Origin of the sequence: Peptoniphilus hominis (ex Hitch et al. 2025), from assembly GCF_040096015.1 — a bacterium.
Classification (GTDB): domain Bacteria; phylum Bacillota; class Clostridia; order Tissierellales; family Peptoniphilaceae; genus Peptoniphilus_A; species Peptoniphilus_A hominis.
The window spans coordinates 1-25726 of record NZ_JBBMFO010000004.1 but is presented as its reverse complement, the minus strand read 5'-3'; the positions used below and the strand labels follow the sequence as shown (position 1 = coordinate 25726).

Genomic DNA, 25726 nt, shown 5'->3' with positions numbered 1-25726 from the left:
ATAAAATTTTATATAAGAAAAATAATTTATTTAAGGAGGGTTTTATATGACAACTAAAGGTATTATAACCATAGTTATTTTCATAGTAACTATTATATTACTAATTTCAAAAAAATTGCATCCAATATTGATAGGTGCAAGTATTCCAACAGCATTGGCTCTATTTAATATTTTAGATCCAAAAACAGCATTTTCTGACTTTTCAAATACAACTGTTGTATTTTTTATGTCACTATTAGTTATTGGCGGTACGATTTTCAACACAGGTCTTGCTGATTTTTTGGGTGAAAAGATTATCGGAATGATTGGAAAAGATGAAAGAAGTGTGGTGTTGGGAACATCATTTGTATCAATATTATTATCTTCTTTTCTAAATGACACTGGTACAACTGGATGTCTAATGCCGATTGCAGGAGCTATGGGTAAAAAATCTGGTGTTAAATTATCTAAAATTTACATGGCTTTAGCCTTCGCAGCTTCAATGGGTGGTACAGTTACTTTAATAGGTGGAGGTTCACATATTGTTGCCCAAGGGTTTTTAGAAGACGCTGGACTTGAAGGTTTTTCATTTTTTGAATTTACACCTATAGGTTTACCAATTGCTATAGCTGGATTGTTATATATTTATTTTTATGGAGTTAAAGTTCTTCCTAATAAAGATGTTGATGACGAAGCTTCTAATATGAAGTTAGCCGAAAAAAATTCTGCAAAGATGGTAATTGTAGCTGTAATATTTATATTTATAGTAGTTTGTATGGCAACTAAAATTATACCTATGCACCTAGCAGCTGCTTTAGGAGCTATACTTGTAGTTCTAACAGGTTGTATAAGCACTGAAGATGCCGTGAAACAATTTTCAGTTTCAACATTGTTTTTAGTGGCTGGTATCTTCCCGTTAAGTAAAGCATTAAGTGAAACAGGTGCAGCTGAGTATTTAATATCTAAAATGTCAGGTTCTTTAAGTGGAATGTCTCCTATAGTAGTAATTGCTTTTATGCTTGGGATATCAGTAATTGGAACACAATTTATGATGGGTACATCATTAACAGCAATACTTTGTCCTATAGCTATATTGGTAGCTCAATCAACAAATTTAGATCCTAGGGCACTTGTAATGTGTGTTGCCATAGGAACATCTGGAGCTTTCTGTACTCCTTTTGGTACAGGACCAAACCTACTAGTTTGGGAAACTGGTGGATATGAATTTAAGGATTATTTTAAGGTAGGATTTCCATTTACAATCATATTTTTCTTGATTGGAACAGCAATGATTTATTTCCAATACTTAAGATAAGGAGTAAAAAAATGAACAAAACTAAAAAGCTTAGAGAAATTTTAAATAACGATGAGTTTATAATGATTCCTGGTATTTACGATTGTATAACAGCAAGGTATGCTGAAAAAGTTGGTTTTAAATGTATATTTTTATCAGGCGGATCTTTAGCATATGCAAAGTTAGGATTGCCAGACGTTGGCCTTCTTAATATTTCAGATTTTTCAAATACAATTTTAAATATTTGTCAAACATCAAAATTGCCACTAATAGCAGATATGGACAATGGATTTGGTAATACAATTCATGCTGCTCATGCTGCAAGCCTTTATGAAAAATGCGGAGCATCAGGGTTACAAATTGATGATAAATTACTTCCAGCAACTAAGCCTAGCAGTCATGAAATTATAGATTTTTCTCTAATAGGACCTAAAATTAAAGCTATAAGAGATAGCGTTTCTGAAGATTTTGTTATTGTTTATAGAACTGCTGCAAATATGTATGATTACGGAATAGACGAAGCTATCGAAAGGGTTAATAAGGCAAAGGAACTCGGGGCAGATTGTGCTTATGTTGATGGATTAAAAGATTTAGATGAGGTAAAAAAGGTTTCTGAAGAGGCTAAAATAAAACTCATGATTAATCTAAACGAAAAAGGGTTCCCAGCAAGCTTAAACTATGATGAATTAGTGGAATTTAATTATAAATTAGGATTGTATCCTATGTCTTCAGTGTTATCAGCAGCTTTTGCTGTAGAAAGTGTTTTTGAAGATCTTATTACAAACAAGTCCACACTTAAATCTAGGGATAGAATGGTTTATCCTGCCTTAAAGCTATATAACCTAATGGGACTTGAAGAGGTAACAGAAGAATATTCTAAATACTATAAATAAATAATGGAGGTAAAAATGAATAAATTCTTGCTAGCTGCTGTACAGCTTAACTCGCAACAAGATAAAGAAGAAAATTTAAAAAAGATGGAAAAGTATATAATAGAAGCTGCTGAAAAAGGAGCAAAAGTTATAGCATTTCCAGAAGGTTCAAACTATATAGGAGATGACTCAAGACAAGTTGCAGAAAAAATTCCTGGTGGAAAAACGTTCAAGATGATTTCAGAATTAGCTAAGAAATATAGTGTCTGGATTCATGCTGGAAGTATATACGAGGATAGGGATGGGGAAATTCCTTATAATTGTAATTTCCTAGTTGGACCAGATGGTGAATTAAAAACGAAATACCATAAATTGCATCCTTTTGACGTTGATGTATTAAATGGGCCTAGCATAAGAGAGTCTAATAAAGTTCATCCAGGAGATAAAATAGTAACTTTTGATACAAAAGATTATGGACACTTTGGGCTTTCTATCTGTTATGATATGAGATTCCCAGAATTATTTAGATTAATGACACTTAAAGGAGCAAATATTTTATTTGTTCCAGCAAATTTCACAATGAATACGGGTAAGGATCATTGGGAGCCTATTTTAAAAACAAGAGCTATAGAAAATGGATGTTATGTAGTAGCTCCAGCTCAAATAGGTCAAAAACCAACTGTGGCAGCATATGGTAAAACCATAATTATAGATCCTTGGGGAAATATAATTGCGAAATCGTCTGATAGGGAAGGTGTTATTTTAACAGAAATCGATTTAGATTATGTTGAAGAAATCAGAAGAAAAATAGGAACTTTAAAAAACAGAAGAGCAGACATTTATAAAGTTGAAGAAATTTAAAATGATTTAATGAAGACCTTGGGTTAATTCCGAGGTCTTTATTTATAGTATGACGGGCATGTTCTAATTCTGGGGTGAAATTCCTTAAGGAGCGTAGTTGTCGACGAATCCCATAGCGACTTGCAAGTTTTACACGGCGACGTGTAGGAGAGAAGAAGCAATAGCGAAATCGTGGCTTGACGAACAGGAACAGAATACAAGGCGTAAAAGGTGGGCAAGTTAGCTATAGATAACAAAGACCCAAAAGACAATCGTAAACCCAAGGCGTAAATTCTGCAAGTAAACGATGAAAGTATTAGAGCTTATCCCGTGAGGTCTCGCTATCGAAATAGTAGTAACAACGAATAGTGAGAAGTCAGCAGAATCATAGTAGCGAAGAAGTTTCTGTAATGGAAATGGAGCGAAGGGAGGAACGATATTTATTGTAATATTTGAAAAGGATGTACTATGACTTGATGGAACACAAGAAATGACGTATTCATTTCTCAAGGTTCGGATACAAAAAGAATAAAGTTAAATAGATACATCAGTAATAAATAATATGATACAAGAAAATATTGAACCGCCGTATACCGAACGGTACGTACGGGTGGTGTGAGAGGGGCTATTAATTAGCCCCTACTCGATTTTTGATATATATGATTTCAAAAAAAGGTGGAGAACAAAATGTTGTCTCCGCCTTTCTTCTTTTTAACATATTAAATTATTTTAAATTTTTTCTCTAGGAATATAGGATGTGTGAAGCAGGTCGTGGGCTCTTTCGCCATAAGGTTTGCCAAGATAATTTTTGTAAATTTCTTTTATCATTGGATTTTCGTGAGACTTTCTAATTTTTTTATTTTTGTCAATTTCGTAAAGTGCCCTTTGTCTCTTTAAAAGAACTTCTTCGTGACCATGGTGGTAAGGTTGGCCACCGCCACCGATGCAGCCGCCAGGGCAAGCCATAATTTCTATGGCATCGAAGTCGTACTTCCTGCTTTTTATGCCGTCTAATAATTTTCTGGCGTTGCCAAGTCCGTGAGCTATGCCAACTTTTAAGTTCAAGTCACCAATTTTAACTTCGGCTCCTCTTATGCCCTTAAGACCTCTAAGTTCCTCAAATTCAATTTTTTCTAGCTCTTCTCCAGTCATCCATTCGCTGGCAGTTCTTATGGCTGCTTCAATTACGCCGCCAGTTGTGCCAAAAATTGTTCCTGCGCCAGAAGATTCGCCCATTAATTTATCGAATTTGCCTTCTTCAAGTCCGTTAAAGTCTATGCCGTAAAGTTTTATCATTCTTCCAAGTTCTCTAGTTGAAAGGACATAGTCCACATCGCGAATATCCTTGGTTCCAAGTTCTGATCTTGCTGCTTCAGCCTTTTTTGCTGTGCAAGGCATTACTGAAACCATGACAATGTCCTTGGCAGGGATCCCTGTTTTATTTGAGTAATAAGTTTTTACCATGGAGCCCATCATAATTTGTGGGGACTTACAGCTTGAAGGAATATCCAACATGTCAGGATAATTCATCTCTATAAATCTAACCCAGGCAGGGCAGCAGGAAGTCAAAATTGGAAGAGTTTTATTGTTTTTAATTCTATCCACAAGTTCGCTTGCTTCTTCCATAACTGTCAAGTCGGCTGAAAAGTCTGTGTCAAAGACTACATCAAAGCCGAGCTTTCTAAGAGCTGTGACAAGTTTTCCCGTTGTAACTTCGCCTGGCTCCATGTCAAAGAGCTCTCCAATGGCAACTCTAATTGATGGGGCAACTTGCACTACTACATGCTTCTTTGGATTTTTTATGGCATTAAAAACTTTTGCCGTTGCATCAATTTCTACTATTGCACCTGTTGGGCAAACTGCCACACATTGGCCGCAGAAGGTACAAGAACTTTCTGCAAGAGGAATGTTAAAGGCAGGGGCAACTATGGCATCAAAGCCACGATTTATGCCGCTAAGTGTGCCCACAGTTTGAACTTCGTTACACATTGTTTCGCATCTTCTGCACATGACACACTTATTTGGATTTCTGTAAATGGAGTTGGAAGATGCGTCCACCTTATGTTGCATTCTCTCGCCCTTGTAGGCAATTTCTCTTATGCCCATTTTTTCTGCCAAGGCTTGAAGTTCGCAGTTTAAATTTTTGGGACATACTAGGCAGTCCTTTGGGTGGTTGGAGAGGAGAAGCTCTAGGTTAATCTTTCTCGCTTCAACTGCCCTTGGCGTGTCAGTATTTACTACCATGCCTTCAGTTATTTCTTCAGAGCAAGCTGTGCAAAGTTTTGGTCTTCCCACAACTTCAACCATACAAATTCTACAGCTTGAAGGTTTATTTTCATAATTAAAGTTAGGAAGCTTCATATGACAAAGTGTAGGGATGTCGATGCCAATTTCTTTTGCAGCTTCTAAGATTGTCGTGCCTTCCTTAACTTTTAATTTTTTATCATTAATAACACAATTTATCATAATTCACCTCTATTTAGGTTCCACAACTGCACCTACAGGACATGTCTTAAAGCAAGTTCCGCAGGCTATGCACTTGTCCTCATTAATTTCGTGTTTTTCCTTTGGCTTTCCTGATATGCACTTGACAGGGCATTCCCTTGCACATCTGTGACAGCCAATGCACTTGTCCTTATTTATCTTGTAGGCTCTCTTCACTTCGTGTCTAGCATATTTTAAATATTCATCAGGAAAATATTTCATAGTAGATAGAATTGGATTTGGTGCAGTTTGTCCAAGACCACAAGCAGCTGAGTTTATTATGTTGTGACAGAGGTCTTCGATTTTTTGCAGGTCTTCTTCTGAGCCCTTGTCATCTAAAAGTTTTGTCAGCATTTCAAGAAGCCTCTTGGTGCCAAGTCGACAAGGTGTGCACTTGCCGCAGGATTCGTCTTGGGTAAATTCAAGATAAAATTTTGCAATCTCAACCATGTCGTTGTCTTCGTCCATGACAATTAGTCCACCAGACCCCATCATGGCACCAATTTCTTTTAAGTTTTCATAATCTATTGGGGTGTCAATATTTTCCTTGGTGATCATCCCACCAGAAGGTCCACCAATTTGCACTGCCTTAAACTTTTTGCCGTCAGGAATGCCACCGCCGATGTCGTAGACAATTTCACGAATAGTTATGCCCATAGGCACTTCAACAAGTCCAACATTATTTACCTTGCCAGCTAGGGCAAAGACCTTTGTGCCCTTAGATTTTTCTGTTCCCATGGAAGTGAACCAGTCAGTTCCCTTTAAAATAATCTTTGGAATATTTGCATAGGTTTCAACATTATTTACAGTTGTAGGCTTACCCATATAGCCCTTTACGCTAGGGAAAGGAGGCTTTCTCGTAGGTTCTCCTCTCTTGCCTTCCACAGAGTGAATGAGGGCAGTTTCTTCGCCGCAGACAAAGGCACCTGCACCGTATCTAATTTCAATGTCAAAGTCAAAGCCTGAATTAAAAATATTTTTTCCCAAGAAGCCATAGTCTCTTGCTTGAGAAATTGCAGTCTTTAGTCTATGAATGGCAAGGGGATATTCAGCCCTGATGTAAACTACTCCGTGGTTTGCACCAGTTGCGTAGCCGCCAATTGTCATTGCCTCAACAACGGAGTTGGGGTCGCCTTCCAAAATACTTCTATCCATAAAGGCACCAGGGTCGCCTTCGTCAGCGTTGCAGAAAATATATTTTTCATGACCTGGAGAATTATATGTATTTTGCCATTTAATGCCAGTAGGGAAACCTCCGCCGCCACGACCACGAAGTCCAGATGCTTTTATAAGGTCTATGACTTCTTGCGGAGTCATCTCAGTTAAAACTTTAAAGAGAGCTTGGTAGCCGTCGTAGGATATGTAGTCTTCAATATTTTCTGGGTCAATTTTGCCGCAGTTTTTTAAGGCAACACGAGTTTGCTTGCCGTAAAAACTCATTTCCCTTTGATTGTAAATTGGCTCCTTATTTTTTGGATTTTTGTAGAGAAGTCTCTTGACAGGTCTACCGTGAAGAATGTGTTCTGCCACAATTTCATTTACATCTTCAGGTCTTACATGAGTGTAAAAGACATTGTCAGGCTCAACCTTTACAATGGGACCTTCGCCGCAAAAGCCAAAGCAACCAGTTATCATGGCTTCCACATCTTTTATCTTGTAATGTTCAATTGCCTTATCAAAATTTTCTTTAATCAAATCACTTCTTGCAGAGACACAGCCAGTTCCCTTGCAAATAAGCACTTGTAATCTCAAATTATTCATGGGTCACCTCTTTTTCGTACTCAAGAGTTTGACTTTTCATAGAAGCAACATTTAAAATAAAATCTTTTATGGCTTCAGTGTCAAGGGAGTTGCTCTTAACATTGGCGCAGACATTAAATTTTATTTCAATGTTAAACTTTTCTTTTTGGTTTGGGTCGTCCTTGAATAAAAATTTGCAGTTTCGCATGCCCTTCTCGCGGACAAAGCTCTTTAAGTCGTCAAAAACTTTTTCTATCTCTGCATATTTTTCTCTTTCATTGCCAGTTATAAAAATTTCTATAACATCATCGTCAGGCATGTCGCCAATATCTCTTAAAATAGTTTGGTGATGTCTCGATTCTTTTATAGAAATAAGTTTTTCCAAGGAATCTATTTTTGCCATAATTACCTCCTTTGAAATCTATAATTTAATTTTTTTCTGTAGCTAATTCGTTTCTGTGTGCCTTTATAATTTCCTTGACATCACTAACTTCAACATGACCATAAATTTTGTCGTTGACGCGGACTACGGGGCCAATGCCACAAGCTCCCACGCACCTAATAGAATTTACATTAAAAAGACCGTCTTCGCTAAGTCCATCGCCATCAACGCTAAGTTCATCTTTAAAGGCCTTCATAATTTCTTCTGAGCCCTTTACAAAGCAAGCAGTGCCAAGGCAGACATCAACTTTAAACTTGCCCATCTTCTTTTCGTTGAAGAAGGAATAAAAAGTTACAATTCCATTTATTCTGCTTGCAGGAAGACCGGTAAGCCTTGCTATGTAAACTTGAAGTTCCTTTGGCAGGTAGCCAAAAATATCTTGAGCGTAGTGAAGAATACTTATAATATTGTTTTCCTTATTATCGAAAGTGTCTATGTAGTCCTTTAAACTCTTTAGAAGAGCATTGTCTAGACCCATAGTATTAAACTTCATAACTATCACCTCTCTTTCCATTGTAATACAATGAAAAGGTTTTATCAAAGAAAAGGGGTGTTTTTTAAAAATTTATTTAAAATATATTTAAAATTTATGTAAAAGAGCAAATAAAAAAAAGGAGCCGAAGCTCCTTAAAAATTTATATTTTTAAATTTATTATTCAGTAGCAAAGTTGTCGAAGTAGCCTTGAATTAAAACTACTGGAGTTCCCTTGTCGCCAGAACCACTTGTAAGGTCGCAAAGACTTCCAAGTAGGTCAGTGATTCTTCTTGGAGTTGTGCCAAGAGTTTCATCAGTTCCCACTAAATCTTTATTTTTGTGAGAAATTTTTTCCTTCATTGCAGCAGTTGCGTGTTCTGTGTCCATATCCTTAAGGTCAGTGTCTGCAATGTATTTTATTTTAAGTTCGCTAGGTGTGCCAGCAAGTCCCTTAGTGTGGGCAGGTGAAACTACTGGGTCAGCAAGTTCCCAAATTTTTCCAACTGGATCTTTGAAGGCGCCGTCGCCGTAAATCATTACTTCGATTTCTTTATTGTACTTGTCAATTAATTTCTTTTGAACTGCATTTACAAATTCTTCGCCATCTCTTGGGAATAATTTTAATTTGCTTTCAGAGGCAAAGTTTGAGCCAAGAAGGCCAAAGTCTTTATTGTAACCACTGCCATTAATTGATTCAGTTAGGATATCGTCAAGACCAAGAACAACTTTTGCTCCTTCGTCCTTTAAAAGTCTCTTGATGGAGAATCTTGTGTGAGTTGAACCAACAAGAACTTCATCTGTATATTTTAAAATTGTCTTAGGGTCATTTGAGAAGTGGATGTCGCAGTTGCCGCCACAAATTTCCTTGTAAAGAGTGACATAGTCAATGCCTGTGAATTCGTGCTTAACGACTTCACCAAAAATTCTTCTATAATCCTTTTCTTCTAAGACATCTGTGAAAGGGTTGATCTTAGTTTCATAAAGAAGGTTTGGATCCATTAGTGAGTTTCCAACTTCATCAGAAGGGTAGGAGAATAGAAAATGGATTTTCTTTCCTGATTTTGCGATTCCTCTTAAGATAGTTGAAAATCTGTTACGGCTAAGAATAGGGAATACTATTCCAATTTCTCCGTCATATTTTTTATTAATATCACAAGCTATGTCATCAACAGAGACATAATTATTTTGAGCTCTAGCAACTAAGGATTCAGTTACTGCCACTACATCTCTATCTTTCATAGAAATATTTTCTGATTCAAGAGCCTTGCCTAGGGAATCAACGACAATATCTACTAGATTGTCTCCACTTTTTACAATCGGAGTACGAATTCCACGCACTACTGTTCCAATGTATCTTTGCATATTTCCTCCTACATTTAAAAACAAATAAATAAATTACTTTTTTACTTCAAAATTATACACGAAGTCCTATGAAATGTAAAATATTTTTAAAAATTTTTTAAAAAATATTTTTTCACCTTTTAAAAATATTCAGATTATTGGAAAAATTACAGAAAATTAATAAATTCACTGTACATTTGTAACCACTTTGTAATATAATTATTAGAGATTATAGAAAGGTGTAATTATGATTAAATTTGAAAATGTATTTAAGGAATATAGCAACGGTGTAACTGCACTTTCAAATGTAAGTATAGAAATACCTCGTGGTGATTTTGTTTTTTTAGTTGGTCCATCAGGTGCCGGTAAATCTACTATGATAAAACTTCTTATTAGAGAAGAAAAAGTTAATCGTGGCAAAATTTACATGGGCGACACTGACATAACTAAACTATCTAAATACATGATACCCAAACTTAGGAGAAATATTTCTGTAGTATTCCAAGATTACAGATTGTTAGAAAAAAAGACTGTCTATGAAAATGTGGCCTTTGCCCTAGAAATTCTTGGAGAGTCAAAAAGAGAAATAAATGAAAAGGTTGATTACGCTCTTGATCTTGTAAATTTAAGCGACAAGAAGAAGGCCTATCCATCTGAACTTTCTGGTGGTGAATCCCAAAGAGTTTCTATTGCCAGGGCAATAGTAAATAAGGCTCCCTATCTTGTCTGTGATGAACCTACGGGTAACCTCGATGAATCCACTGCTTGGGATATTATGAGTGCCCTAAAAAATATTAACGACGATGGCAAGACTGTCATCATGGCTACTCACGCAGTCAACATCGTAGATAAATTTAACAAGAGAGTTGTAACTCTAGATCAGGGACAAATTGTTTCCGATGTTAAAGAAGGAGGTTATTATGAAAGTAATAAGACAGTTCTTTAATGTTGTGAAAGAATCTTTTTCAGGTCTTTGGAGAAACAAGACTATGGCTCTCACTTCCATTATTTCCATTTCTGCAATGCTTACACTTTTTGGCGTTGTAATGCTTATGGTCTTAAATCTTAATGGAGTTGTCTTCCAAACTGGTGAAAAGCTAGATAAGGTTGTCTTTTTCTTAAAGGACGATGCCAATCCCAGCGATGTAAATGCCTTTATTGATGAGCTTCATGACAACGACAAGGTTAAAAAAGTTTCCTATGTTTCAAGAGATGAGGCACTAAAGGAATTTAAGGAAGGCTTTGGAGAAAATTCTAAAATTTTGGAAAATATTCCTGGCGGCAATCCCCTACCTGCATCAGTAACTGTTGAGATGAAGGAACTTTCCTATGGAAAAGAAGTTGAAGATAAGTATAAGGACCTTCCCATAGTTGAAGACCACAATTATTATTACGACTTTGTCACTCAAATGATGAAGGTACAAAATGGAGTCAAAGTAGTTGGAGCAGGCATTGTTCTCATACTTGTTCTTGTGTCCATACTTATTATTCACAACACTATTAAGATTGCCATTTCCAACAGAAAAAAAGAAATTAACATAATGAAGTATGTAGGTGCCACTAACACTTACATTAGGGGACCCTTCCTCATTGATGGAATAATTTTTGGAGCTTTGGGAGCAGGCATAGCTGGCTTTGTAACTTTAAAGCTTTATGAAATTTTATTTGAAAGATTAAATCCACAACTATACGACATGACTGGCGTCGACTTGGTGTCCGCCTTGTCTATTAGATTGGATTTGTATATAATATTTTTATGTATTGGTGTAGGAATAGGCTTCTTTGGAAGTTTGTTCTCAACTAAGAAATTTTTAGATGTGTAGGTGAAGGAGAAAAATGTATAGTAAGAAAAAATTTCTTGCTCTATGTCTTGCAGGGCTTATGGCTGTGCCAACAGGTGCCCTTGCTAAGAGCTCAAAGAGCCTGACAATTGAGAAAAACAAAAAAAAGCAAGAACAAATGCAAATAAAAAATAAAATTAATAAAGAAAAGAGCAATATTTCAAATACTGAGAATGAAAAAAAATCGGTGAGCACGGATATTGAAAATCTTGATGCAAAAATTCAAGTTACTTCTGCAAAAATTTCCACTCTTGAAAGTGAAATTGTAAGACTTAACAAGGACATAGCGGAAAACCAAGAAAAATTGGAAGAAGCTCAGGTAAATCTTTCAGAAAACACTGATGCACTTCGCATGAGACTTAGGGAAATGTACAAGAGAGGCAATGTAAATTACCTTGAAGTCATTTTAAATTCTAGGGACATAGAAGAACTACTTAGAAACAACGAAATTATTTCATCTATAGCCAGAGCTGATAGGGAATTAATTGAGTTTATACAAGAACAAATTGACACAATAGAGGAAACTGAAGAAAGACTTCAAATAGATAAGGCAAAGGTATCTGCAAGTAAGGCTGCCGTTGAAAATGAAAGGCAATCCTATCAAGCAGCTGTTGATGCCAAAAATAATTACATGAAGGTATTGGAGTCAAACTTAGACTTATACAAGGCTGAATTTGAAAAAGCTCAAGCAAATTGGGATAGTTTGGATGCAGAAATAGTGAGACTTCAAAAACAAATTTCAGAACAAAAGAAGGCTGAAGAGGCTGCAGCAAGAAGAGCAACGAGAGTTCACAGCAACATCACTGTATCTTCTGGACCAAGAAATGGACAAAGCTATACTTGGCCATTACCTGGTCACTATTCTATTTCTTCTCCTTTTGGATATAGGATGCACCCAATACTTGGATACTCAAAGTTTCACTCAGGAGTGGATATACCTGCCCCAAGTGGCACGCCAATAGTTGCTGCCAAGTCTGGTACAGTTATTATGTCACAGCTAATGAGCGGTTATGGAAATGTAGTAATGGTTGATCATGGCGACACAGTTACAGTGTATGCTCACTGTTCAGCCCTAAATGTAGGTGTAGGCGAATCTGTAAAAGCAGGCGATGTTATTGCCTTTGTTGGTTCAACTGGTCTTTCCACTGGAGCACATTTGCATTTTGAAGTGAGGGTTAATGGATCTCCTGTAAATCCATTGGGATATGTTTAATGAAAAATAATAAATTTTTAAAAATCATAGCAGTTGTACTTTTAGTAATTACAACTGCTTTTGTTACGAGAATGATAACTGTAAGACAAGTCCTATCTTCCAATGAAGATTTTGGCAAGGTAATTGTCTTAGAAAAATACTTGAGAGAAAATTATCTTTACAACAAAGATATTAAAGATGAAAATTTGGAGGCAGGTCTTTTAAAGGGCCTTGTTGCAGGTTTAGGCGACCCCTATTCACAGTATCTCACTGCTGAAGAGATGGCAAAGCTATCTGAAACAACTACGGGAAAATTTCAAGGTATTGGAGTTATAATTTCCCCTGACGAAGACGGAACTGTGACAGTAATTTCACCTATAAAGGGTTCACCAGCTGATAGGGCTGGAGTTGAATCGGGAGATAAAATTTTAAAGATCAATGGCAAGGACTTTAGCGCTGAAAAAATCAACGAGGCATCAAAGGAGATGCGTGGCGAAAAGGGAACTAGTGTTAAGATTTTGCTTCTCAAAAAGAAAAATTTAAAGACTGAAGAAGTTGAAATAAAAAGAGAAGAAATTAAAATCGATTCAATTTTAAAAAATAAAATTGGAGACCTTGGCTACATTGGCATAACTATGTTTGATGAAGAAACGGGCAAGGACTTTGTCAAGGCTTTAAATGAACTAACAAGTGAAGGCGTTAAGGGCATAATCCTCGACATGAGGGGCAACCCTGGCGGCGTAGTTGACGCTGCAGTTGAAATTGGCGATGCAATTCTTCCAAAGACAAGTTTTGTTACCCTAAAGGACAACAAGGGAGAAGTGGTTCAAGATTATAAATTAGACGACAAGTACAATGACATTAAAATGGTTGTACTTGTAAATGAAGGCTCTGCATCTGCATCAGAAATTTTGGCAGGAGCCATAAGAGACCTTGACAGGGCAAAAATTATTGGCAAGACAACTTATGGCAAGGGCGTAGTGCAAAATGTAATGTCTCTACCTGGTGGTGACGGGCTAAAACTAACCACTTCAGAATACTTTACTCCAAGTGGCAAGTCCATTAACAAAAAGGGCATAGTGCCAGACATAGAAGTTGACCTTCCAGATGATGTAGAGGGAATAGGCATTGACTACAAGGACACAGACACTCAACTTCAAAAGGCAATAGAAGTTATAAATGAAAAATAAAAATTAGCAGCTCTCGGGCTGCTTTTTTTAATGGAATTTTTTCTCAAACTTTAAAGAAGGTCAAACTTTACAAAAAATTTTTTTATTGATATTCTTGTTTTAAGATAGAAACTGGAGGGATTTTATGATAAAAAGTATTGCACACATTGGTCTTACTGTCACAGATCTTGATAGGTCCATAAAATTTTATAGAGATCTTTTAGGTCTTTCCTACAAGGGTTATATGTACATGGAGGGTGAGTCCACAGACAAGTTATTTAATGGAGAAGATATAAGGGCAAAAGTTTGTTATTTAAGTCCAAAGGAAGGCGCTGGATGCCCCGATGTGGAGCTAATAGAGTTTGAAAGGGGAGAGGTTAAAAGGGATACTCCTTCACTTTTTAAAACTTCAATTTCAGAACTTTGCTTTGCAGTGGAAGATATAGAAGAATTTTATGCTTATTTAGTTGAGAAGGATGTAAGAGTTATGTCAAAGCCACAAGCCTTTGACTCAAGTGATTATGGATTTGGAAAGAGCAAGGCAATTTATTTTTACGATCCCGATGGAAATATTTTAGAAGCAATAGAAAGTATAGACTAGTTAAAAAAATGCAAAAAAAAATCTACTGACTAAAAATCAGTAGATTATATGGAGGCGACAACCGGATTTGAACCGGTGATAAGGGTGTTGCAGACCCGTGCCTTACCACTTGGCTATGTCGCCATAACAACATTAGTATAGCAGAGAAAAATAAAAATTTCAAGATGAATTTTACATTATATTTATTTATGTAAAATTTTTTTGAAATAAGTGCCTCAAAAGTCTTTGAATAATTTTGACTCTAGGCTATGATTAGGTTAAGAAATTTTTTACAGGTGATAAGATGAAATTATTGATATTAGTTGACAACAAGAATGCCATTGCCAAGGATGGAGAACAAATTTTGTTCGTAGATGATGACCTTCACATGTTTAGGGATTACACGACAAATAATATTATTGTCATGGGCAGGCATACTTTTGACGCCATAGGCAAGCAGCTTCCCAACAGAATTTCTGTAGTCTTCACTAGGTCTAATAGAGAAGACAAGAAGGATTTGTTTTATATTGATTCAATAGAAAAGTTGGAAGAGATTATGAAAAAATATCCAGACAAGGAAGTTTTTGTAATTGGCGGCGCAGAAATTGTAAAGCTCTTGTGGGATAGGCTTGACGAGTTAATCGTTACAAGAGTTGACACAGTAGTGGAAGGTGCAGATACTTTTATTCCTGCCTTTGATGATTTTGAATTAATTGATAAAAGCGAAATAAAAGATCCAACTTATAAAGTTTACCACGAAAGATGGAAGAGGATAAAATGAAAATTTTAGTTGTTGAAGATGAAGAAAGGCTTTTGGAATCCATAAGAGAGGGCTTGGTCCACTCTGGTTATGTAGTTGACACAGCTCTTGACGGCGAAGAAGGGTCCTTTATGGCCTTTACCAATGATTATGACCTCATTATCTTAGACATCAATCTCCCCAAAAAGGACGGCTTTGAAATTTTAAGGGAAATAAGAGAGAGGGACAGGGAAGTCAATATTATTATGCTCACAGCTCTATCAGATGTTGACGATAGGGTGCGAGGCTTTGACTTGGGTGCCAACGACTATGTCCTAAAGCCCTTCCACTTTGAGGAGTTAAAGGCAAGGATTAGGTCCCTTCTTAGGAGACAAACGACAATAAAAGATGCAGTAATAGAGACAAGTGGCATAAGCTTTGACACGACAAAGAGGACCTTTAGCATTGATGGCGAGAATTTAAGGCTCACAGCCAAGGAAGCAGGTATCTTGGAATATTTATTTTTCAACCTGGGAAGATATGTCACAACAGAAGAACTCATGGAGCATGTTTGGAATGACGAGGTAGACTTATTTTCCAATGTTGTGAGGGTTCACATGTCCGCCCTTAGGAAAAAATTAAAGGCAAGGCTTGGCAAAAATATTATAAGAAATGAAATTGGAAAGGGCTACATTATTGATGAAGAAAATTAAAAATGCCAAGAACACCATGGTCTTCAAGCTGATTTTTTCCATAATTCTCATCTTCATAATAATGACGGCGACCTCAAATTACATCATTGGCAAGTATCAAGAGAAGAGGATTTTAGACATTGGCGAAAAAATTGTCCAGGAAGAAAAAAACAAGGGCGATGATTATTTTATTGTCCTTGAAGATTCAAAGTTAAAATCAACGAAAGAGATAAAAAACTTTTCCTTAATTGTAATTACAGGGACAATTGCCCTTGGGTCTCTAGTTTATTATGTCTTGGTTTCAAGACTTTTAAAGCCCCTAAAGGACTTAAAGGAAAAAGTTCAGGAAATCGATGTGGACAAGATAAAAAGTGAAGAAAATATTTATATGCCGGGAGAATCCCAAGAGATTGAAGAGCTTTCCCTTGCCTTTGAAAGGTCTCTGGATAAAATTTATTCAAGTTATGCCAGGGAAAAGGCCCTTTCATCAGCCATTGCTCACGAGTTAAATACCCCAATTTCCATAATGAAGTCCTCACTTGAAATTTATCTAATGAAAAATAAAGTTTCTGATGGGGACTTAAAAGACCTACTAGATAATTTTGACGAAAACATAGACAGAATTTCAAAAATCATTGAGTCCCTTTTGTTTTTAAATCGCAGGGAAAATGCAGTTTTAAGAAATTTTAACCTAAGAGACTTAGTGGAAGAAGTTGCCTTTGACTTGGAGGACTTGGCAGAAGAAAAAAATGTGAAGATTATTTCCAAGCTTGGAGATAAAATAATTTATTCCAATGACATTTTGCTAGAGAGAGTCCTCTTTAACCTTGGCAAAAATGGAATACTTTATAACATTGATGGGGGCAGTCTTTCCTTTGACCTCAGAGAAGATGAAGAAAATTATTTTATAGAAGTGAGAGATACTGGCGTGGGCATCAGCGACGAAGACAAGGATAAAGTTTTTGATTTGTTTTATAGGGTTGATGAGTCCAGAAACCGAAAGAGCGGCGGCTACGGCATTGGCTTAAACCTTGTGAAAAATATAATGGAAAAATTAAGGGGCGACATAAAAATTTTAGACAACAAAAATGAAAAGGGTGAAGTTATAGGAACAGAATTTGAAATAATTTTGCCAAAAATAAAAGAAGAGACCCTATGAGGTCTCTATTTTAGTTAATTTCATTTATAAGTTTTTTTGAATTTATTGGAAAGATCCTATAAAAAGGATGGGATCTTATGTTTTTTATTTTAATTGGACCAAAGATTCTCGAGTCCACAGATCCGTCAGGACTTCTGTTGTCACCAAGCACAAATAATTCATCGGCTTGGACTTCAAATTCAATTGTAGGAGATAGAGTATAGGGTTTTTCCTTAAAATACTTTTCTTCTAAAAGTTTCCCGTCAATATAAATTGAGCCATCATAAATTTCAACTTTTTCTCCAGGGAGTCCTACAATTCTTTTGATTAACATTTTGTTTTCTGAAGGAGATTTAAAAACAACAATGTCGCCTCTTTTAAAATCTTTTTTGAACCTGTAGAGGGAAGATGACAAAATTATATCATTGGGTTTTACAGTTGGATACATTGAAGTTTGCTGAACTCTAACTATATTAAAGAGAAAAGTTCTCATAAAAAGTGCAAGTATAACTGCAATAACTATAACTTTTATGTAAGATAAATCTTTTTTCATTATAACCTCCTTTTTTATTATAGCATTAATCACAATTTGGTAAAATGGGATTTTTTCGTGTTATAATGTTTTTGGTGAAAATATGATTATTTTAAGAAATATTAAAGTTCCCTACGACAAGGACGAAAAATTTTTGAAAGGGAAAATCGAAAAGGAATTAAATAAAAAGGACTTTGACTATAAGATTTACAAAAAATCCCTAGATGCCAGGCGTGAAATTAATTATGTCTACCAAGTTTTAGTAGATCTTGATTTAAAGGACATTGACAAGAAAACTCTCAAGAGACTTAAAAATAATATTGACGACTTTCATGAAGACAAGCTTGAAGTTAATAATCTTAACAAGATAAAAACTGCAGTCATAGTTGGGACTGGACCTGCAGGACTTTTTGCTGCCTACTTGCTTTCAAAGAAGGGCGTAAAGGTTACCCTAATTGAAAGGGGCAAGGCAGTTGATGAGAGGGTAAAGGACATAGATGAACTTCACGAAAGTGGAAAGCTGGACGAAAATTCCAATGTGCAATTTGGAGAAGGCGGCGCAGGAACTTTTTCTGACGGCAAACTAACATCCAGATCAAAAGATAAGAGGGTTTCTCATGTTTTTGACATCTTTGTGAAAAATGGCGCACCAGAAGATATTTTATACGAGCAAAAACCTCACATTGGCACAGATATTTTGCGCCATGTTATAAAAAATATGAGAAGTGAGATTGAAAGTCAGGGCGCAGTTTATAAATTCAGCGAAAAACTTTTAGATCTTGACATAAAAAATGGAAAAATCAATAAAATTATAACAGATAAGGGAGAATATGTTGCTGATGCCTACATCTTAGCTATAGGAAATTCTGCGAGAGATACTTTTTCTATGCTTGATAAGTATAATTTACTTGAGCAAAAGCCCTTTGCTGTAGGCTTTAGAATTGAGCATCTTAGAAAAAATATTGAGATGGCTCAGTATGGCATGGTCTCAGATAAACTTCCAGCGGCAACTTATCAGCTTAATGTCACAGACAAAGACCAGGCGCACTCCGTTTACACCTTCTGCATGTGCCCAGGTGGCTATGTGGTAAACTCATCTTCAATAAAAGGTGAGCTTGTTGTAAATGGCATGTCCTATCACGATAGGTCTGGCGATAATTCAAATTCAGCAATAGTTGCCACTATTGATGAGAAAATTTTTGGTGCTGGGAACCTAGCTGGCATGGATTTTCAAAATGAAATCGAAAAGAAAGCCTATGACATGGGTCAGGGCAAGGCACCTGTCCAAAGAGTGAAGGACTTTATGGAAAATAGGGTGACTGAAAAACTTGGTCAGGTGAAGCCAACTTTTAAGCCAGGCTATGTCTTTGCCGATTTAAATGAAATTTATCCAGAATCCATTAATCGCGCCATAAAAAATGCCCTAAGGGTAATGGATAAAAGAGTCCATGGATTTTCAAGTGACGACGCAATCTTAACGGGAGTGGAGACAAGGACATCTTCGCCAGTTAGGATAGTGAGAGAAAATTATAGAAGCATAAAAGTGGAAAATTTATTTCCCATAGGAGAAGGTGCAGGTTATTCTGGAGGAATAATTTCTTCTGCCCTTGACGGACTTAAATGTGCCATAGAAATTTTAGAAGGAGACAAAAAATGTTAAATATAGTATTTTATGAGCCAGAAATTCCCTTTAACACTGGTGCAATTGCAAGGACTTGCGGCCTTACAAAGACGAGGCTTCACCTTATAAAGCCTCTTGGTTTTGAAGTTGACGATAAACATTTAAAGAGGGCAGGGCTTGATTATTGGCACCTTGTAGACATAAATTATTACGATTCCTATGATGAACTTGTGGAAAAATATCCAGACAGCAATTTTTATCTCGCCTCCACCAAGGCAAAGAAAAAATATTCTGATGTGAAATTTAAGGATGGCGATTTTATAGTTTTTGGACCAGAAACTCGAGGTCTTCCAGAAGATTTGATCTTCGGAAACTATGACATGGCTATAAGAATTCCCATGTTAAAGGATTATGGCAGAAGTTTAAACTTGTCAAATTCTGCAAATATTATTTTGTTTGAAGCTTTAAGACAGCTTGATTTTTTAGATTTAGAATAATTTTTAAGAAATAATTTTAAATAAGGAAGGGTTAGCGTGAAGGAAGTAAAAATCTCTGTAAGAAATTTAATAGAATTCGTCAAGAGGTCTGGCGACATCGACAGGAGATTTTTTTCCAACAAGAGGGCTGTCCAGGGCATAAGAGCACACCAAAAAATCCAAAGGGAATACTCCAAAGATTTTTTGACAGAAGTTTTTTTGAGAACTACAGAAGAAATTGAAGACATAAATTTCACTGTGGAAGGTCGCGCCGATGGCATTGAAGTTTCCGAGGAAGTTACAGTTGACGAAATAAAATCAACTACAAGGGACCTAGAAGAGCTTAAAAAGGAAGAAAATATTATGCACTGGGCACAGGCTAAGTGCTACGCCTATATTTATGCAAAAGATCATGAACTTGACAGGGTAAATGTAATGCTGACCTACTTCCAACTTGAAACAGAAGAAACTTTAAACATAAAAAAGACTTTTTCCTTTGGAGAACTTCGCGACTTTTTCATGGGAACTTTAATGGAATATTTGGAGTTTTCCAAGAGAATTGTTGAATGGAAGGACCTTCGCGACCAATCTATAAAAAAATTAATCTTTCCCTTTAAAAACTTTAGGAAGGGACAGAGAGAGCTTTCCGTTGCAGTTTATAACACCATTGATGAGGAAAATAAATTATTTGTAGAGGCGCCAACGGGCATTGGCAAGTCAATTTCTACGATTTTCCCAACAATTAAAGCCATGGGAGAAGATAAAATCGACAAGGCCTTTTATCTAGTGGCAAGGTCTACGGGGAAAAATGCTGCCAAAGATGCCCTAGAAAGACTTTTAAATAAAAAATTAAAATTAAAGCTTGCAATTGTCACGGCAAAGGAAAAAATTTGCTTAAATGACAAAGTTTCCTGCAATCCCAAGGACTGTCCCTATGCCAAGGGCCACTTTGACAGGGTCAACGACGCCATAATAGATATTTTTGACTCCTGCCACAATTTTTCTAGGGAAAACATTGAAAAATTTGCAAGACTTCACATGGTCTGCCCCTTTGAATATCAATTGGACTTATTGGACTTCTCTGACTTCATTGTCTGTGACTACAATTACATCTTTGACCCAACAGTATATCTCAAAAGATTTTTTGAAAACTCCATGCTCAGGTTCGCCCTCCTCGTTGACGAGAGCCACAACCTCTTGGAGAGGGGGAGAGAAATGTACTCGGCAGAAGTTTTTATTGGCGACTTGGAAAAACTTTTAGACCTTCTTCCCAAGAAGAGAAAGGCTGTCAGAAAGCATCTCTCAAATGCCCTTGAAGAGTTTAAAAAACTTGGCCAAAAAACTTTTTATTCCTATGATGAATTTTTAGCCTTTAATGGAGAAGTGGAAAAGACAGTTTTTTCCATGAATGACTTCTTGACCAAGGACAAGGATGTTGATGGCTATGAAGATGCCCTTGACATATACTTTAAACTTTTTAAGTACATCAAAATTTTGGAATACTACAATAAAGATTTTGTATCAATAAAAGGCGAAGACTTTGTAAAAATAAAGTCCCTTGACATTGCACCAATTTTTGAAAATATTTTGAGGACACCTAGGTCTTCTGTCTTTTTCTCAGCAACCTTAAGCCCCATAAAATATTACGGAAAACTTTTAGGGGCAGATGAAGGGACAAACTATTACAAGATAAAATCCCCCTTTGACCCGGAAAATTTACTGGTCCTTAGAAATAATAAGATCTCCACACTTTACAGGGATAGAGAAGATTCAATTGATGAAATAATTGAAAATCTTAAAAATTTTTCTGATGATGATGGAAATTATATTTTCTTCTTTCCATCCTATGCATTTATGGAAAGTGTCTACGAAAGATACCTTGACATAGACCAGGAGGCAGTTAAGCAAGATAGGGACATGACAGAAGCTGACCGTCAAGAATTTTTAAACCAGTTTACTTTTTCTTCTAGCACAAGAGCCTTTGCAGTTATGGGTGGAGTTTTTTCTGAAGGCATAGACTTAATTGGCGAGAGACTGAGAGGGGTCGCCATAATAACTGTGGGTCTACCTGGACTTTCCTATGAGAGAAATATTTTAAAGAGCCACTTTCAAAAAAAGTACAAGAGAGGTTACGAATACGCCTACATTTATCCAGGCATGATAAAGGTTGTGCAAGCGGCAGGACGCGTCATAAGGACTGAAGATGACAGGGGCAAGATTCTTTTAATGGACAAGAGATTTTCCCTTGAACCCTACAAATTTTTGCTGCCAAATCACTGGAAAATTTATGATTTTATGGACTCAGATGAAATAAGTGAAATCTTAAAAAATTTTCATGACGAAAAAAATAATTAAAAGCAGAAAAAATAGAGAAAATTTATCACAAATAGCTTTACAAATAGGGACTTATGTGATAGTATTACTTAGTAAATTAGAAGGAGCCAAAGGCGGCTCTTTTTTTTAGCACTGGAGGTGTTTTTATGGCAGATAGAGTAGTACTTGAATGCACACAATGTAAAAACAGAAATTATGTGACATATAAAAACAAGAAGAATACTACTGAAAGATTGGAACTAAAGAAGTATTGTAAATTCTGTAAAGAACATACGACTCACAAAGAAACTAAGTAAGGAGGATTTATGGCTACTAAAACAGCACCTAAGACTGAAGAAAAAAAAGGCGGTCTAGGTAGATACTTTAGAGGTGTGAAATCTGAATTCAAAAAGGTTGTATGGCCTTCTAAGGATACTGTAATCAAATATTCTATAATAGTAATTGTTGCAGTTATTTTGTCATCATTACTACTATTAGCATATGATAAAATCATAATGTTTTTATTTGGTTTTATTTATTGATTGGAGTGTTTTAGTTGGATACACAAGAACTTAATAGCAATGAAGCTTCAAAATGGTATGTAATTCACACTTATTCAGGTTATGAAAAAAAGGTAAAGGCAAACATGGAAGCTATGGTTCACAATCGTGGTATGGAAGATGTCATCTTCGACATTAGAATTCCTATGGAAGACTATGTTGAAACTAAGGATGGAGTTTCCAAGGCAAAGGAAAGAAAGATGTTCCCATCTTATGTCCTTGTCAACATGATTATGAACGACGAAACTTGGTATCTTGTGAGAAACACAAGAGGAGTAACTGGTTTCGTTGGACCAGCTTCAAAACCTGTGCCACTAACAGATGAAGAAGTGTTGCTACTAGGAGTTACCGATAGCAAAGAGTTATTCGATAACTTCGAAGTAGGAGAAGTTGTCAAAGTTATTAATGGACCATTTAAAGATTTGGTAGGTAAAATCGACAGCTTCAATTACGACAAAGCTAAGGTTAAGGTATGTATCTCAATGTTTGGAAGAGATACAATTGTTGAATTGGATTTCAATCAGATTATTAAAGAGTAAGGAATGTGTGGGAGGGTAAACCCGCATTACCACAAGGAGGAAATAAAATGGCAAAAAAAGTCATAGCATTAGTAAAATTACAAATTCCTGCAGGAAAAGCTACACCAGCTCCACCAGTTGGTACTGCACTAGGACCACATGGTGTAAACATCATGCAGTTCACAAAGGAATTTAACGCAAAGACTCAAGATCAAGCAGGTATGATTATCCCTGTTGTTCTAACAGTTTATCAAGATCGTTCTTTCACTTTTATCACAAAGACTCCACCAGCTGCAGTTCTTATTAAGAAAGCTCTTAATATGGCTAAGGCAAGTGGTGAACCTAACAAGAAAAAAGTTGGAAAATTGACAAAGGCTCAAGTAGAAGAAATAGCTAAAACAAAGATGCCTGATCTTAACGCAGCAAGCGTTGAAGCTGCTATGGAAATGATCGCAGGTACAGCTAGAAGTATGGGTATAGAAGTAGAAAGATAAGTGGGAGGCTAGGCCGCAAGTACCACGAAGGAGGTAAATATGCCAAAAAGAGGTAAAAAATATCAAGATAGCGCAAAGCTAGTAGATAAATCAAATTTATATGATGTAAATGAAGCTCTTGACTTAGTTATAAAGACTGCTAAGGCAAACTTTGACGAAACAGTAGAACTTGCAGTAAGACTTGGTGTTGACCCAAGACACGCTGACCAACAAGTAAGAGGTACTGTAGTACTTCCTAACGGAACAGGTAAACAAATTAGAGTTCTTGTTCTTGCAAAGGGAGAAAAAATTAAAGAAGCTGAAGCAGCAGGTGCTGACTATGCAGGTGGAGAAGAATTAGTTGAAAAAATCCAACACGAAAACTGGTTTGATTTTGATGTAATTATTGCAACTCCAGACATGATGGGCGTAGTTGGTAAAATCGGTAGAGTTCTTGGACCAAAGGGACTTATGCCAAACCCTAAATCAGGTACAGTTACATTTGATGTAGAACAAGCCGTAAAAGAAACTAAAGCAGGTAAAGTTGAATACAGAGTAGACAAGGCTGCAATCATTAATGTTCCAATCGGAAAAGTTTCTTTCGGAGTTGATAAACTTGCTGAAAACTTTAAGACAATTGCAGAGGCTATAATAAAAGCAAAACCAGCAGCTGCAAAGGGTCGTTATTTAAAATCAGTAACAGTTGCATCAACAATGGGTCCTGGAATTAAAATCAATGGACAAAAATTAATGGAAAAATAAAAACACCTAAGATAAACCCCTCAACTTCTTATGAAGCAGGGGTTTTTTTAATGGACTTAAGTTTAAACTCAAGTCCTTTTTTATGAGAAATTTTTAAAATTAACTTTGTGACAATTTTATGAAATCTTAATTTTTTTAAGAAAAAAACTTGAAATTAAAAAAATAAAAAGCTATAATATCAAATGTTGATTTAAGTATTTTACGGTGGTTACCGAAATTTTCAGGTAGTTTTTATCTGATGCTAAAGTTTACGAGTTAAGAGCCTTCTATATGCCTGATGTGGTAGATAAAAAGCTAAAAAGTAACTATTACGCTCAGAGTTTTTACAAGAAAAAATCAGCAAATAATAAAGCATCAACACCACGAGATTGCAAAAGTACGAAGGGTTATCCTTACGACCGACAGCAGTCTTTTTTTGTTGGTTGGATACCCTTCTTATATTGCGAAATATTAAGGAGGTGTTAAAATGCTAAATCAAAAGCTGGCTTGGTTTAATTTAACAAGAACAGAACTAATTAATATTATCTTAGGATCTATGATTGAGTCATTTACACTTGTAAATATTCATATTCCATCTCAAATTACAGAAGGTGGAATCCTAGGCCTGGCATTATTATCTTATAAGACCTTTGGTATAAATCCATCAATTCTAAGTTTAATAATGGATGTGATTTGTATCATTATGGGAATAAATATTTTTGGAAAGGCCTTTTTAAGAAAGACTTTATTGGCTTCATTATTTTTTGCCATCTTCTATAAAATATTTTCCCTTATGGGACCAATCATTCCTAATCTTTATAGCTATCCATTTTTGGCAGCTGTATTTGGAGGCATTGGAATTGGACTAGGTTGTGGACTTGTAGCATCTCAAGGAGGAGCCTCAGGTGGAGACGACGCCTTGGCTCTTGTAGTAGCAAATAAGAGTAAGATAAATATTTCTTATGCCTACTTACTAATGGACGTAATTGTCTTAGTAATGTCCTTAACTTATATTCCCCTTGCTAGAATAATTTATTCTCTAGTTACTACAACAATATCATCTGTTTTAGTAGGTCAATTTGAGATTAATGTTAGTCCAGCAGTGGAAAAAACAAATCTTTCCATTTAAAATTTTATTTTAAATAAAGATTTCCAAGTTTATATATGAAAAAGAGTAGCTTCGGCTACTTTTTAGTAGCAAAAATAGTGTAAGAAAGGAAGCAATTCCTAGCTTGCACTATTTTTTGGCTCTATGTCAAATATTGGGGAGACTCGTTAATTCGAGTCTCTTTCTTTATGTAAAAATCCATACTTAGACGCTAATAGAATATCAAAACTAAAATAACAAAAAAATTACTAAAAAAAGGTATGGCAAACAAAACCCCTAGGGGTTTTGCAAAATTTTCCCGTTTTCCTATCACTACTTACATGCAAACATAATTCTTTTTCTAAACAAATTGAAATTTTTCATACCAAAACAATTCCTCTTTAAAGTCTTTATTTTAGTATGAGTACCTTCAAGGGGACCATTAGACCAAGAATAGTCAAAAGAATTACATATTTCATCAAACCAGTTATTAAAAGCAGTGATACAAGATTTAAATTCTTTTAAATTAGATTCTTCAGCTCTTTTTATCCATTCTCTTAAAGATTTAGCTGCTCTAACTTTATTGG

The 25726-nt window shown here is 35.8% G+C and carries 27 protein-coding genes and 1 tRNA gene; 20 read left to right on the top strand and 8 right to left on the bottom strand.

The features are described 5' to 3' along the window. Nucleotides 1-46 precede the first annotated feature (46 nt). From WMO19_RS02620 to WMO19_RS02610, 3 genes are read left to right on the top strand one after another with little or no spacing between them, the layout of a single operon-like run. Nucleotides 47-1294: an SLC13 family permease gene (locus WMO19_RS02620; RefSeq protein ID WP_349170088.1), complete on the top strand. Its 1248-nt coding sequence runs from the start codon at nucleotides 47-49 to the stop codon at nucleotides 1292-1294. Nucleotides 1295-1305: 11 nt separating this feature from the next. Beyond that, nucleotides 1306-2166 (top strand): isocitrate lyase/PEP mutase family protein, encoded by an 861-nt coding sequence (locus WMO19_RS02615; protein ID WP_349170087.1) that lies wholly within the window; start codon nucleotides 1306-1308, stop codon nucleotides 2164-2166. A 15-nt stretch (nucleotides 2167-2181) separates the two neighbouring features. Continuing rightward, nucleotides 2182-3006 (top strand): carbon-nitrogen hydrolase family protein, encoded by an 825-nt coding sequence (locus WMO19_RS02610; RefSeq protein ID WP_349170086.1) that lies wholly within the window; start codon nucleotides 2182-2184, stop codon nucleotides 3004-3006. 708 nt (nucleotides 3007-3714) lie between these two features. Here WMO19_RS02610 and WMO19_RS02605 read toward each other — a convergent pair. The 5 genes from WMO19_RS02605 to WMO19_RS02585 form a co-directional block, all read right to left on the bottom strand. After that, a complete protein-coding gene (locus WMO19_RS02605; RefSeq protein ID WP_349170085.1) occupies nucleotides 3715-5451 on the bottom strand; it encodes an NADH-dependent [FeFe] hydrogenase, group A6 in 1737 nt (578 codons plus the stop codon). 9 nt (nucleotides 5452-5460) lie between these two features. Further along, nucleotides 5461-7230 carry an NADH-quinone oxidoreductase subunit NuoF gene (locus WMO19_RS02600; RefSeq protein WP_349170084.1) on the bottom strand — a complete coding sequence of 590 codons (1770 nt, stop codon included), beginning with the start codon at nucleotides 7228-7230 and terminating at the stop codon, nucleotides 5461-5463. Next, entirely contained in the window at nucleotides 7223-7612 is a 390-nt protein-coding gene (locus tag WMO19_RS02595; RefSeq protein WP_070610470.1) for a hypothetical protein, read from the bottom strand. The genes WMO19_RS02600 and WMO19_RS02595 overlap by 8 nt, the downstream gene beginning before the upstream one ends. 25 nt (nucleotides 7613-7637) lie before the next feature. Next, on the bottom strand, nucleotides 7638-8144 hold the full coding sequence (locus WMO19_RS02590; protein ID WP_083303700.1) for an NADH-quinone oxidoreductase subunit NuoE family protein: 507 nt from the start codon (nucleotides 8142-8144) through the stop codon (nucleotides 7638-7640). 159 nt (nucleotides 8145-8303) lie between these two features. Continuing rightward, on the bottom strand, nucleotides 8304-9488 hold the full coding sequence (locus WMO19_RS02585; protein WP_019125674.1) for a coenzyme F420-0:L-glutamate ligase: 1185 nt from the start codon (nucleotides 9486-9488) through the stop codon (nucleotides 8304-8306). Nucleotides 9489-9714: 226 nt separating this feature from the next. Here WMO19_RS02585 and ftsE point away from each other — a divergent pair, with 226 nt between their 5' ends. The 5 genes from ftsE (at nucleotide 9715) to WMO19_RS02560 (ending at nucleotide 14270) form a co-directional block, all read left to right on the top strand. Further along, a complete protein-coding gene (gene ftsE, locus WMO19_RS02580; RefSeq protein ID WP_288166754.1) occupies nucleotides 9715-10413 on the top strand; it encodes a cell division ATP-binding protein FtsE in 699 nt (232 codons plus the stop codon). After that, on the top strand, nucleotides 10388-11290 hold the full coding sequence (gene ftsX / locus WMO19_RS02575; RefSeq protein ID WP_349170083.1) for a permease-like cell division protein FtsX: 903 nt from the start codon (nucleotides 10388-10390) through the stop codon (nucleotides 11288-11290). The genes ftsE and ftsX overlap by 26 nt, the downstream gene beginning before the upstream one ends. A gap of 13 nt (nucleotides 11291-11303) precedes the next feature. Then, nucleotides 11304-12521 carry a murein hydrolase activator EnvC family protein gene (locus WMO19_RS02570; protein WP_349170082.1) on the top strand — a complete coding sequence of 406 codons (1218 nt, stop codon included), beginning with the start codon at nucleotides 11304-11306 and terminating at the stop codon, nucleotides 12519-12521. Beyond that, on the top strand, nucleotides 12521-13690 hold the full coding sequence (locus WMO19_RS02565; protein ID WP_349170081.1) for a S41 family peptidase: 1170 nt from the start codon (nucleotides 12521-12523) through the stop codon (nucleotides 13688-13690). The genes WMO19_RS02570 and WMO19_RS02565 overlap by 1 nt, the downstream gene beginning before the upstream one ends. A 124-nt stretch (nucleotides 13691-13814) precedes the next feature. After that, a complete protein-coding gene (locus WMO19_RS02560; protein ID WP_349170080.1) occupies nucleotides 13815-14270 on the top strand; it encodes a VOC family protein in 456 nt (151 codons plus the stop codon). A gap of 49 nt (nucleotides 14271-14319) precedes the next feature. Here WMO19_RS02560 and WMO19_RS02555 read toward each other — a convergent pair. Continuing rightward, nucleotides 14320-14393: transfer RNA gene (locus WMO19_RS02555), tRNA-Cys, on the bottom strand. Between the two features lie 160 nt (nucleotides 14394-14553). Here WMO19_RS02555 and WMO19_RS02550 point away from each other — a divergent pair. Genes WMO19_RS02550 through WMO19_RS02540 form a run of 3 tightly spaced genes read left to right on the top strand, consistent with a single transcriptional unit; the run spans nucleotide 14554 to nucleotide 16839 of the window. After that, the gene (locus tag WMO19_RS02550) at nucleotides 14554-15030 is read left to right on the top strand and encodes a dihydrofolate reductase (protein ID WP_349170079.1); all 477 of its coding nucleotides are present in this window, start codon (nucleotides 14554-14556) and stop codon (nucleotides 15028-15030) included. Continuing rightward, nucleotides 15027-15701, top strand: a complete 675-nt coding sequence (locus WMO19_RS02545; RefSeq protein ID WP_349170078.1) for a response regulator transcription factor — start codon at nucleotides 15027-15029, stop codon at nucleotides 15699-15701. Before WMO19_RS02550 ends, WMO19_RS02545 begins: the two co-directional genes overlap by 4 nt. Further along, a complete protein-coding gene (locus WMO19_RS02540) occupies nucleotides 15688-16839 on the top strand; it encodes a sensor histidine kinase (protein ID WP_349170077.1) in 1152 nt (383 codons plus the stop codon). The genes WMO19_RS02545 and WMO19_RS02540 overlap by 14 nt, the downstream gene beginning before the upstream one ends. A 10-nt stretch (nucleotides 16840-16849) precedes the next feature. On the opposite strand, the gene lepB is transcribed toward WMO19_RS02540, so the two are convergent. Continuing rightward, complete coding sequence (lepB, locus tag WMO19_RS02535) at nucleotides 16850-17371, bottom strand: signal peptidase I (protein WP_349170076.1); 522 nt, start codon at nucleotides 17369-17371, stop codon at nucleotides 16850-16852. Between the two features lie 82 nt (nucleotides 17372-17453). Here lepB and WMO19_RS02530 point away from each other — a divergent pair, with 82 nt between their 5' ends. The 9 genes from WMO19_RS02530 (at nucleotide 17454) to WMO19_RS02490 (ending at nucleotide 25181) form a co-directional block, all read left to right on the top strand. Further along, nucleotides 17454-19010, top strand: a complete 1557-nt coding sequence (locus WMO19_RS02530; RefSeq protein WP_349170075.1) for an NAD(P)/FAD-dependent oxidoreductase — start codon at nucleotides 17454-17456, stop codon at nucleotides 19008-19010. Continuing rightward, nucleotides 19004-19468, top strand: coding sequence for a tRNA (cytidine(34)-2'-O)-methyltransferase (locus tag WMO19_RS02525; protein ID WP_019125663.1), 465 nt, complete (start codon nucleotides 19004-19006; stop codon nucleotides 19466-19468). The genes WMO19_RS02530 and WMO19_RS02525 overlap by 7 nt, the downstream gene beginning before the upstream one ends. 36 nt (nucleotides 19469-19504) lie before the next feature. Further along, nucleotides 19505-21802: an ATP-dependent DNA helicase gene (locus WMO19_RS02520; RefSeq protein ID WP_349170074.1), complete on the top strand. Its 2298-nt coding sequence runs from the start codon at nucleotides 19505-19507 to the stop codon at nucleotides 21800-21802. Nucleotides 21803-21927: 125 nt separating this feature from the next. Then, on the top strand, nucleotides 21928-22077 hold the full coding sequence (rpmG, locus tag WMO19_RS02515) for a 50S ribosomal protein L33 (RefSeq protein WP_010242627.1): 150 nt from the start codon (nucleotides 21928-21930) through the stop codon (nucleotides 22075-22077). 9 nt (nucleotides 22078-22086) lie between these two features. Next, nucleotides 22087-22302 carry a preprotein translocase subunit SecE gene (secE, locus tag WMO19_RS02510; protein ID WP_070610459.1) on the top strand — a complete coding sequence of 72 codons (216 nt, stop codon included), beginning with the start codon at nucleotides 22087-22089 and terminating at the stop codon, nucleotides 22300-22302. Nucleotides 22303-22316: 14 nt separating this feature from the next. After that, nucleotides 22317-22859 carry a transcription termination/antitermination protein NusG gene (gene nusG, locus WMO19_RS02505; RefSeq protein WP_019125659.1) on the top strand — a complete coding sequence of 181 codons (543 nt, stop codon included), beginning with the start codon at nucleotides 22317-22319 and terminating at the stop codon, nucleotides 22857-22859. Nucleotides 22860-22906: 47 nt separating this feature from the next. Beyond that, complete coding sequence (rplK, locus tag WMO19_RS02500; RefSeq protein ID WP_019125658.1) at nucleotides 22907-23332, top strand: 50S ribosomal protein L11; 426 nt, start codon at nucleotides 22907-22909, stop codon at nucleotides 23330-23332. Nucleotides 23333-23371: 39 nt separating this feature from the next. Beyond that, entirely contained in the window at nucleotides 23372-24073 is a 702-nt protein-coding gene (rplA, locus tag WMO19_RS02495; protein ID WP_019125657.1) for a 50S ribosomal protein L1, read from the top strand. Nucleotides 24074-24539: 466 nt separating this feature from the next. Further along, on the top strand, nucleotides 24540-25181 hold the full coding sequence (locus tag WMO19_RS02490; RefSeq protein WP_349170073.1) for a YitT family protein: 642 nt from the start codon (nucleotides 24540-24542) through the stop codon (nucleotides 25179-25181). A 291-nt stretch (nucleotides 25182-25472) separates the two neighbouring features. Here the strand turns inward: WMO19_RS02490 and WMO19_RS02485 are convergent. Further along, nucleotides 25473-25726: transposase (locus WMO19_RS02485; protein WP_349170072.1), on the bottom strand; the 254-nt coding region annotated here is incomplete at its 5' end.

Coding starts and splice junctions, on each gene's coding strand:
- WMO19_RS02620 (WP_349170088.1), top strand. CDS start 47: ATGACAACTAAAGGTATTATAACCATAGTTATTTTCATAGTAACTATT.
- WMO19_RS02615 (WP_349170087.1), top strand. CDS start 1,306: ATGAACAAAACTAAAAAGCTTAGAGAAATTTTAAATAACGATGAGTTT.
- WMO19_RS02610 (WP_349170086.1), top strand. CDS start 2,182: ATGAATAAATTCTTGCTAGCTGCTGTACAGCTTAACTCGCAACAAGAT.
- WMO19_RS02605 (WP_349170085.1), bottom strand. CDS start 5,451: ATGATAAATTGTGTTATTAATGATAAAAAATTAAAAGTTAAGGAAGGC.
- WMO19_RS02600 (WP_349170084.1), bottom strand. CDS start 7,230: ATGAATAATTTGAGATTACAAGTGCTTATTTGCAAGGGAACTGGCTGT.
- WMO19_RS02595 (WP_070610470.1), bottom strand. CDS start 7,612: ATGGCAAAAATAGATTCCTTGGAAAAACTTATTTCTATAAAAGAATCG.
- WMO19_RS02590 (WP_083303700.1), bottom strand. CDS start 8,144: ATGAAGTTTAATACTATGGGTCTAGACAATGCTCTTCTAAAGAGTTTA.
- WMO19_RS02585 (WP_019125674.1), bottom strand. CDS start 9,488: ATGCAAAGATACATTGGAACAGTAGTGCGTGGAATTCGTACTCCGATT.
- ftsE (WP_288166754.1), top strand. CDS start 9,715: ATGATTAAATTTGAAAATGTATTTAAGGAATATAGCAACGGTGTAACT.
- ftsX (WP_349170083.1), top strand. CDS start 10,388: ATGAAAGTAATAAGACAGTTCTTTAATGTTGTGAAAGAATCTTTTTCA.
- WMO19_RS02570 (WP_349170082.1), top strand. CDS start 11,304: ATGTATAGTAAGAAAAAATTTCTTGCTCTATGTCTTGCAGGGCTTATG.
- WMO19_RS02565 (WP_349170081.1), top strand. CDS start 12,521: ATGAAAAATAATAAATTTTTAAAAATCATAGCAGTTGTACTTTTAGTA.
- WMO19_RS02560 (WP_349170080.1), top strand. CDS start 13,815: ATGATAAAAAGTATTGCACACATTGGTCTTACTGTCACAGATCTTGAT.
- WMO19_RS02550 (WP_349170079.1), top strand. CDS start 14,554: ATGAAATTATTGATATTAGTTGACAACAAGAATGCCATTGCCAAGGAT.
- WMO19_RS02545 (WP_349170078.1), top strand. CDS start 15,027: ATGAAAATTTTAGTTGTTGAAGATGAAGAAAGGCTTTTGGAATCCATA.
- WMO19_RS02540 (WP_349170077.1), top strand. CDS start 15,688: ATGAAGAAAATTAAAAATGCCAAGAACACCATGGTCTTCAAGCTGATT.
- lepB (WP_349170076.1), bottom strand. CDS start 17,371: ATGAAAAAAGATTTATCTTACATAAAAGTTATAGTTATTGCAGTTATA.
- WMO19_RS02530 (WP_349170075.1), top strand. CDS start 17,454: ATGATTATTTTAAGAAATATTAAAGTTCCCTACGACAAGGACGAAAAA.
- WMO19_RS02525 (WP_019125663.1), top strand. CDS start 19,004: ATGTTAAATATAGTATTTTATGAGCCAGAAATTCCCTTTAACACTGGT.
- rpmG (WP_010242627.1), top strand. CDS start 21,928: ATGGCAGATAGAGTAGTACTTGAATGCACACAATGTAAAAACAGAAAT.
- secE (WP_070610459.1), top strand. CDS start 22,087: ATGGCTACTAAAACAGCACCTAAGACTGAAGAAAAAAAAGGCGGTCTA.
- rplK (WP_019125658.1), top strand. CDS start 22,907: ATGGCAAAAAAAGTCATAGCATTAGTAAAATTACAAATTCCTGCAGGA.
- rplA (WP_019125657.1), top strand. CDS start 23,372: ATGCCAAAAAGAGGTAAAAAATATCAAGATAGCGCAAAGCTAGTAGAT.
- WMO19_RS02490 (WP_349170073.1), top strand. CDS start 24,540: ATGCTAAATCAAAAGCTGGCTTGGTTTAATTTAACAAGAACAGAACTA.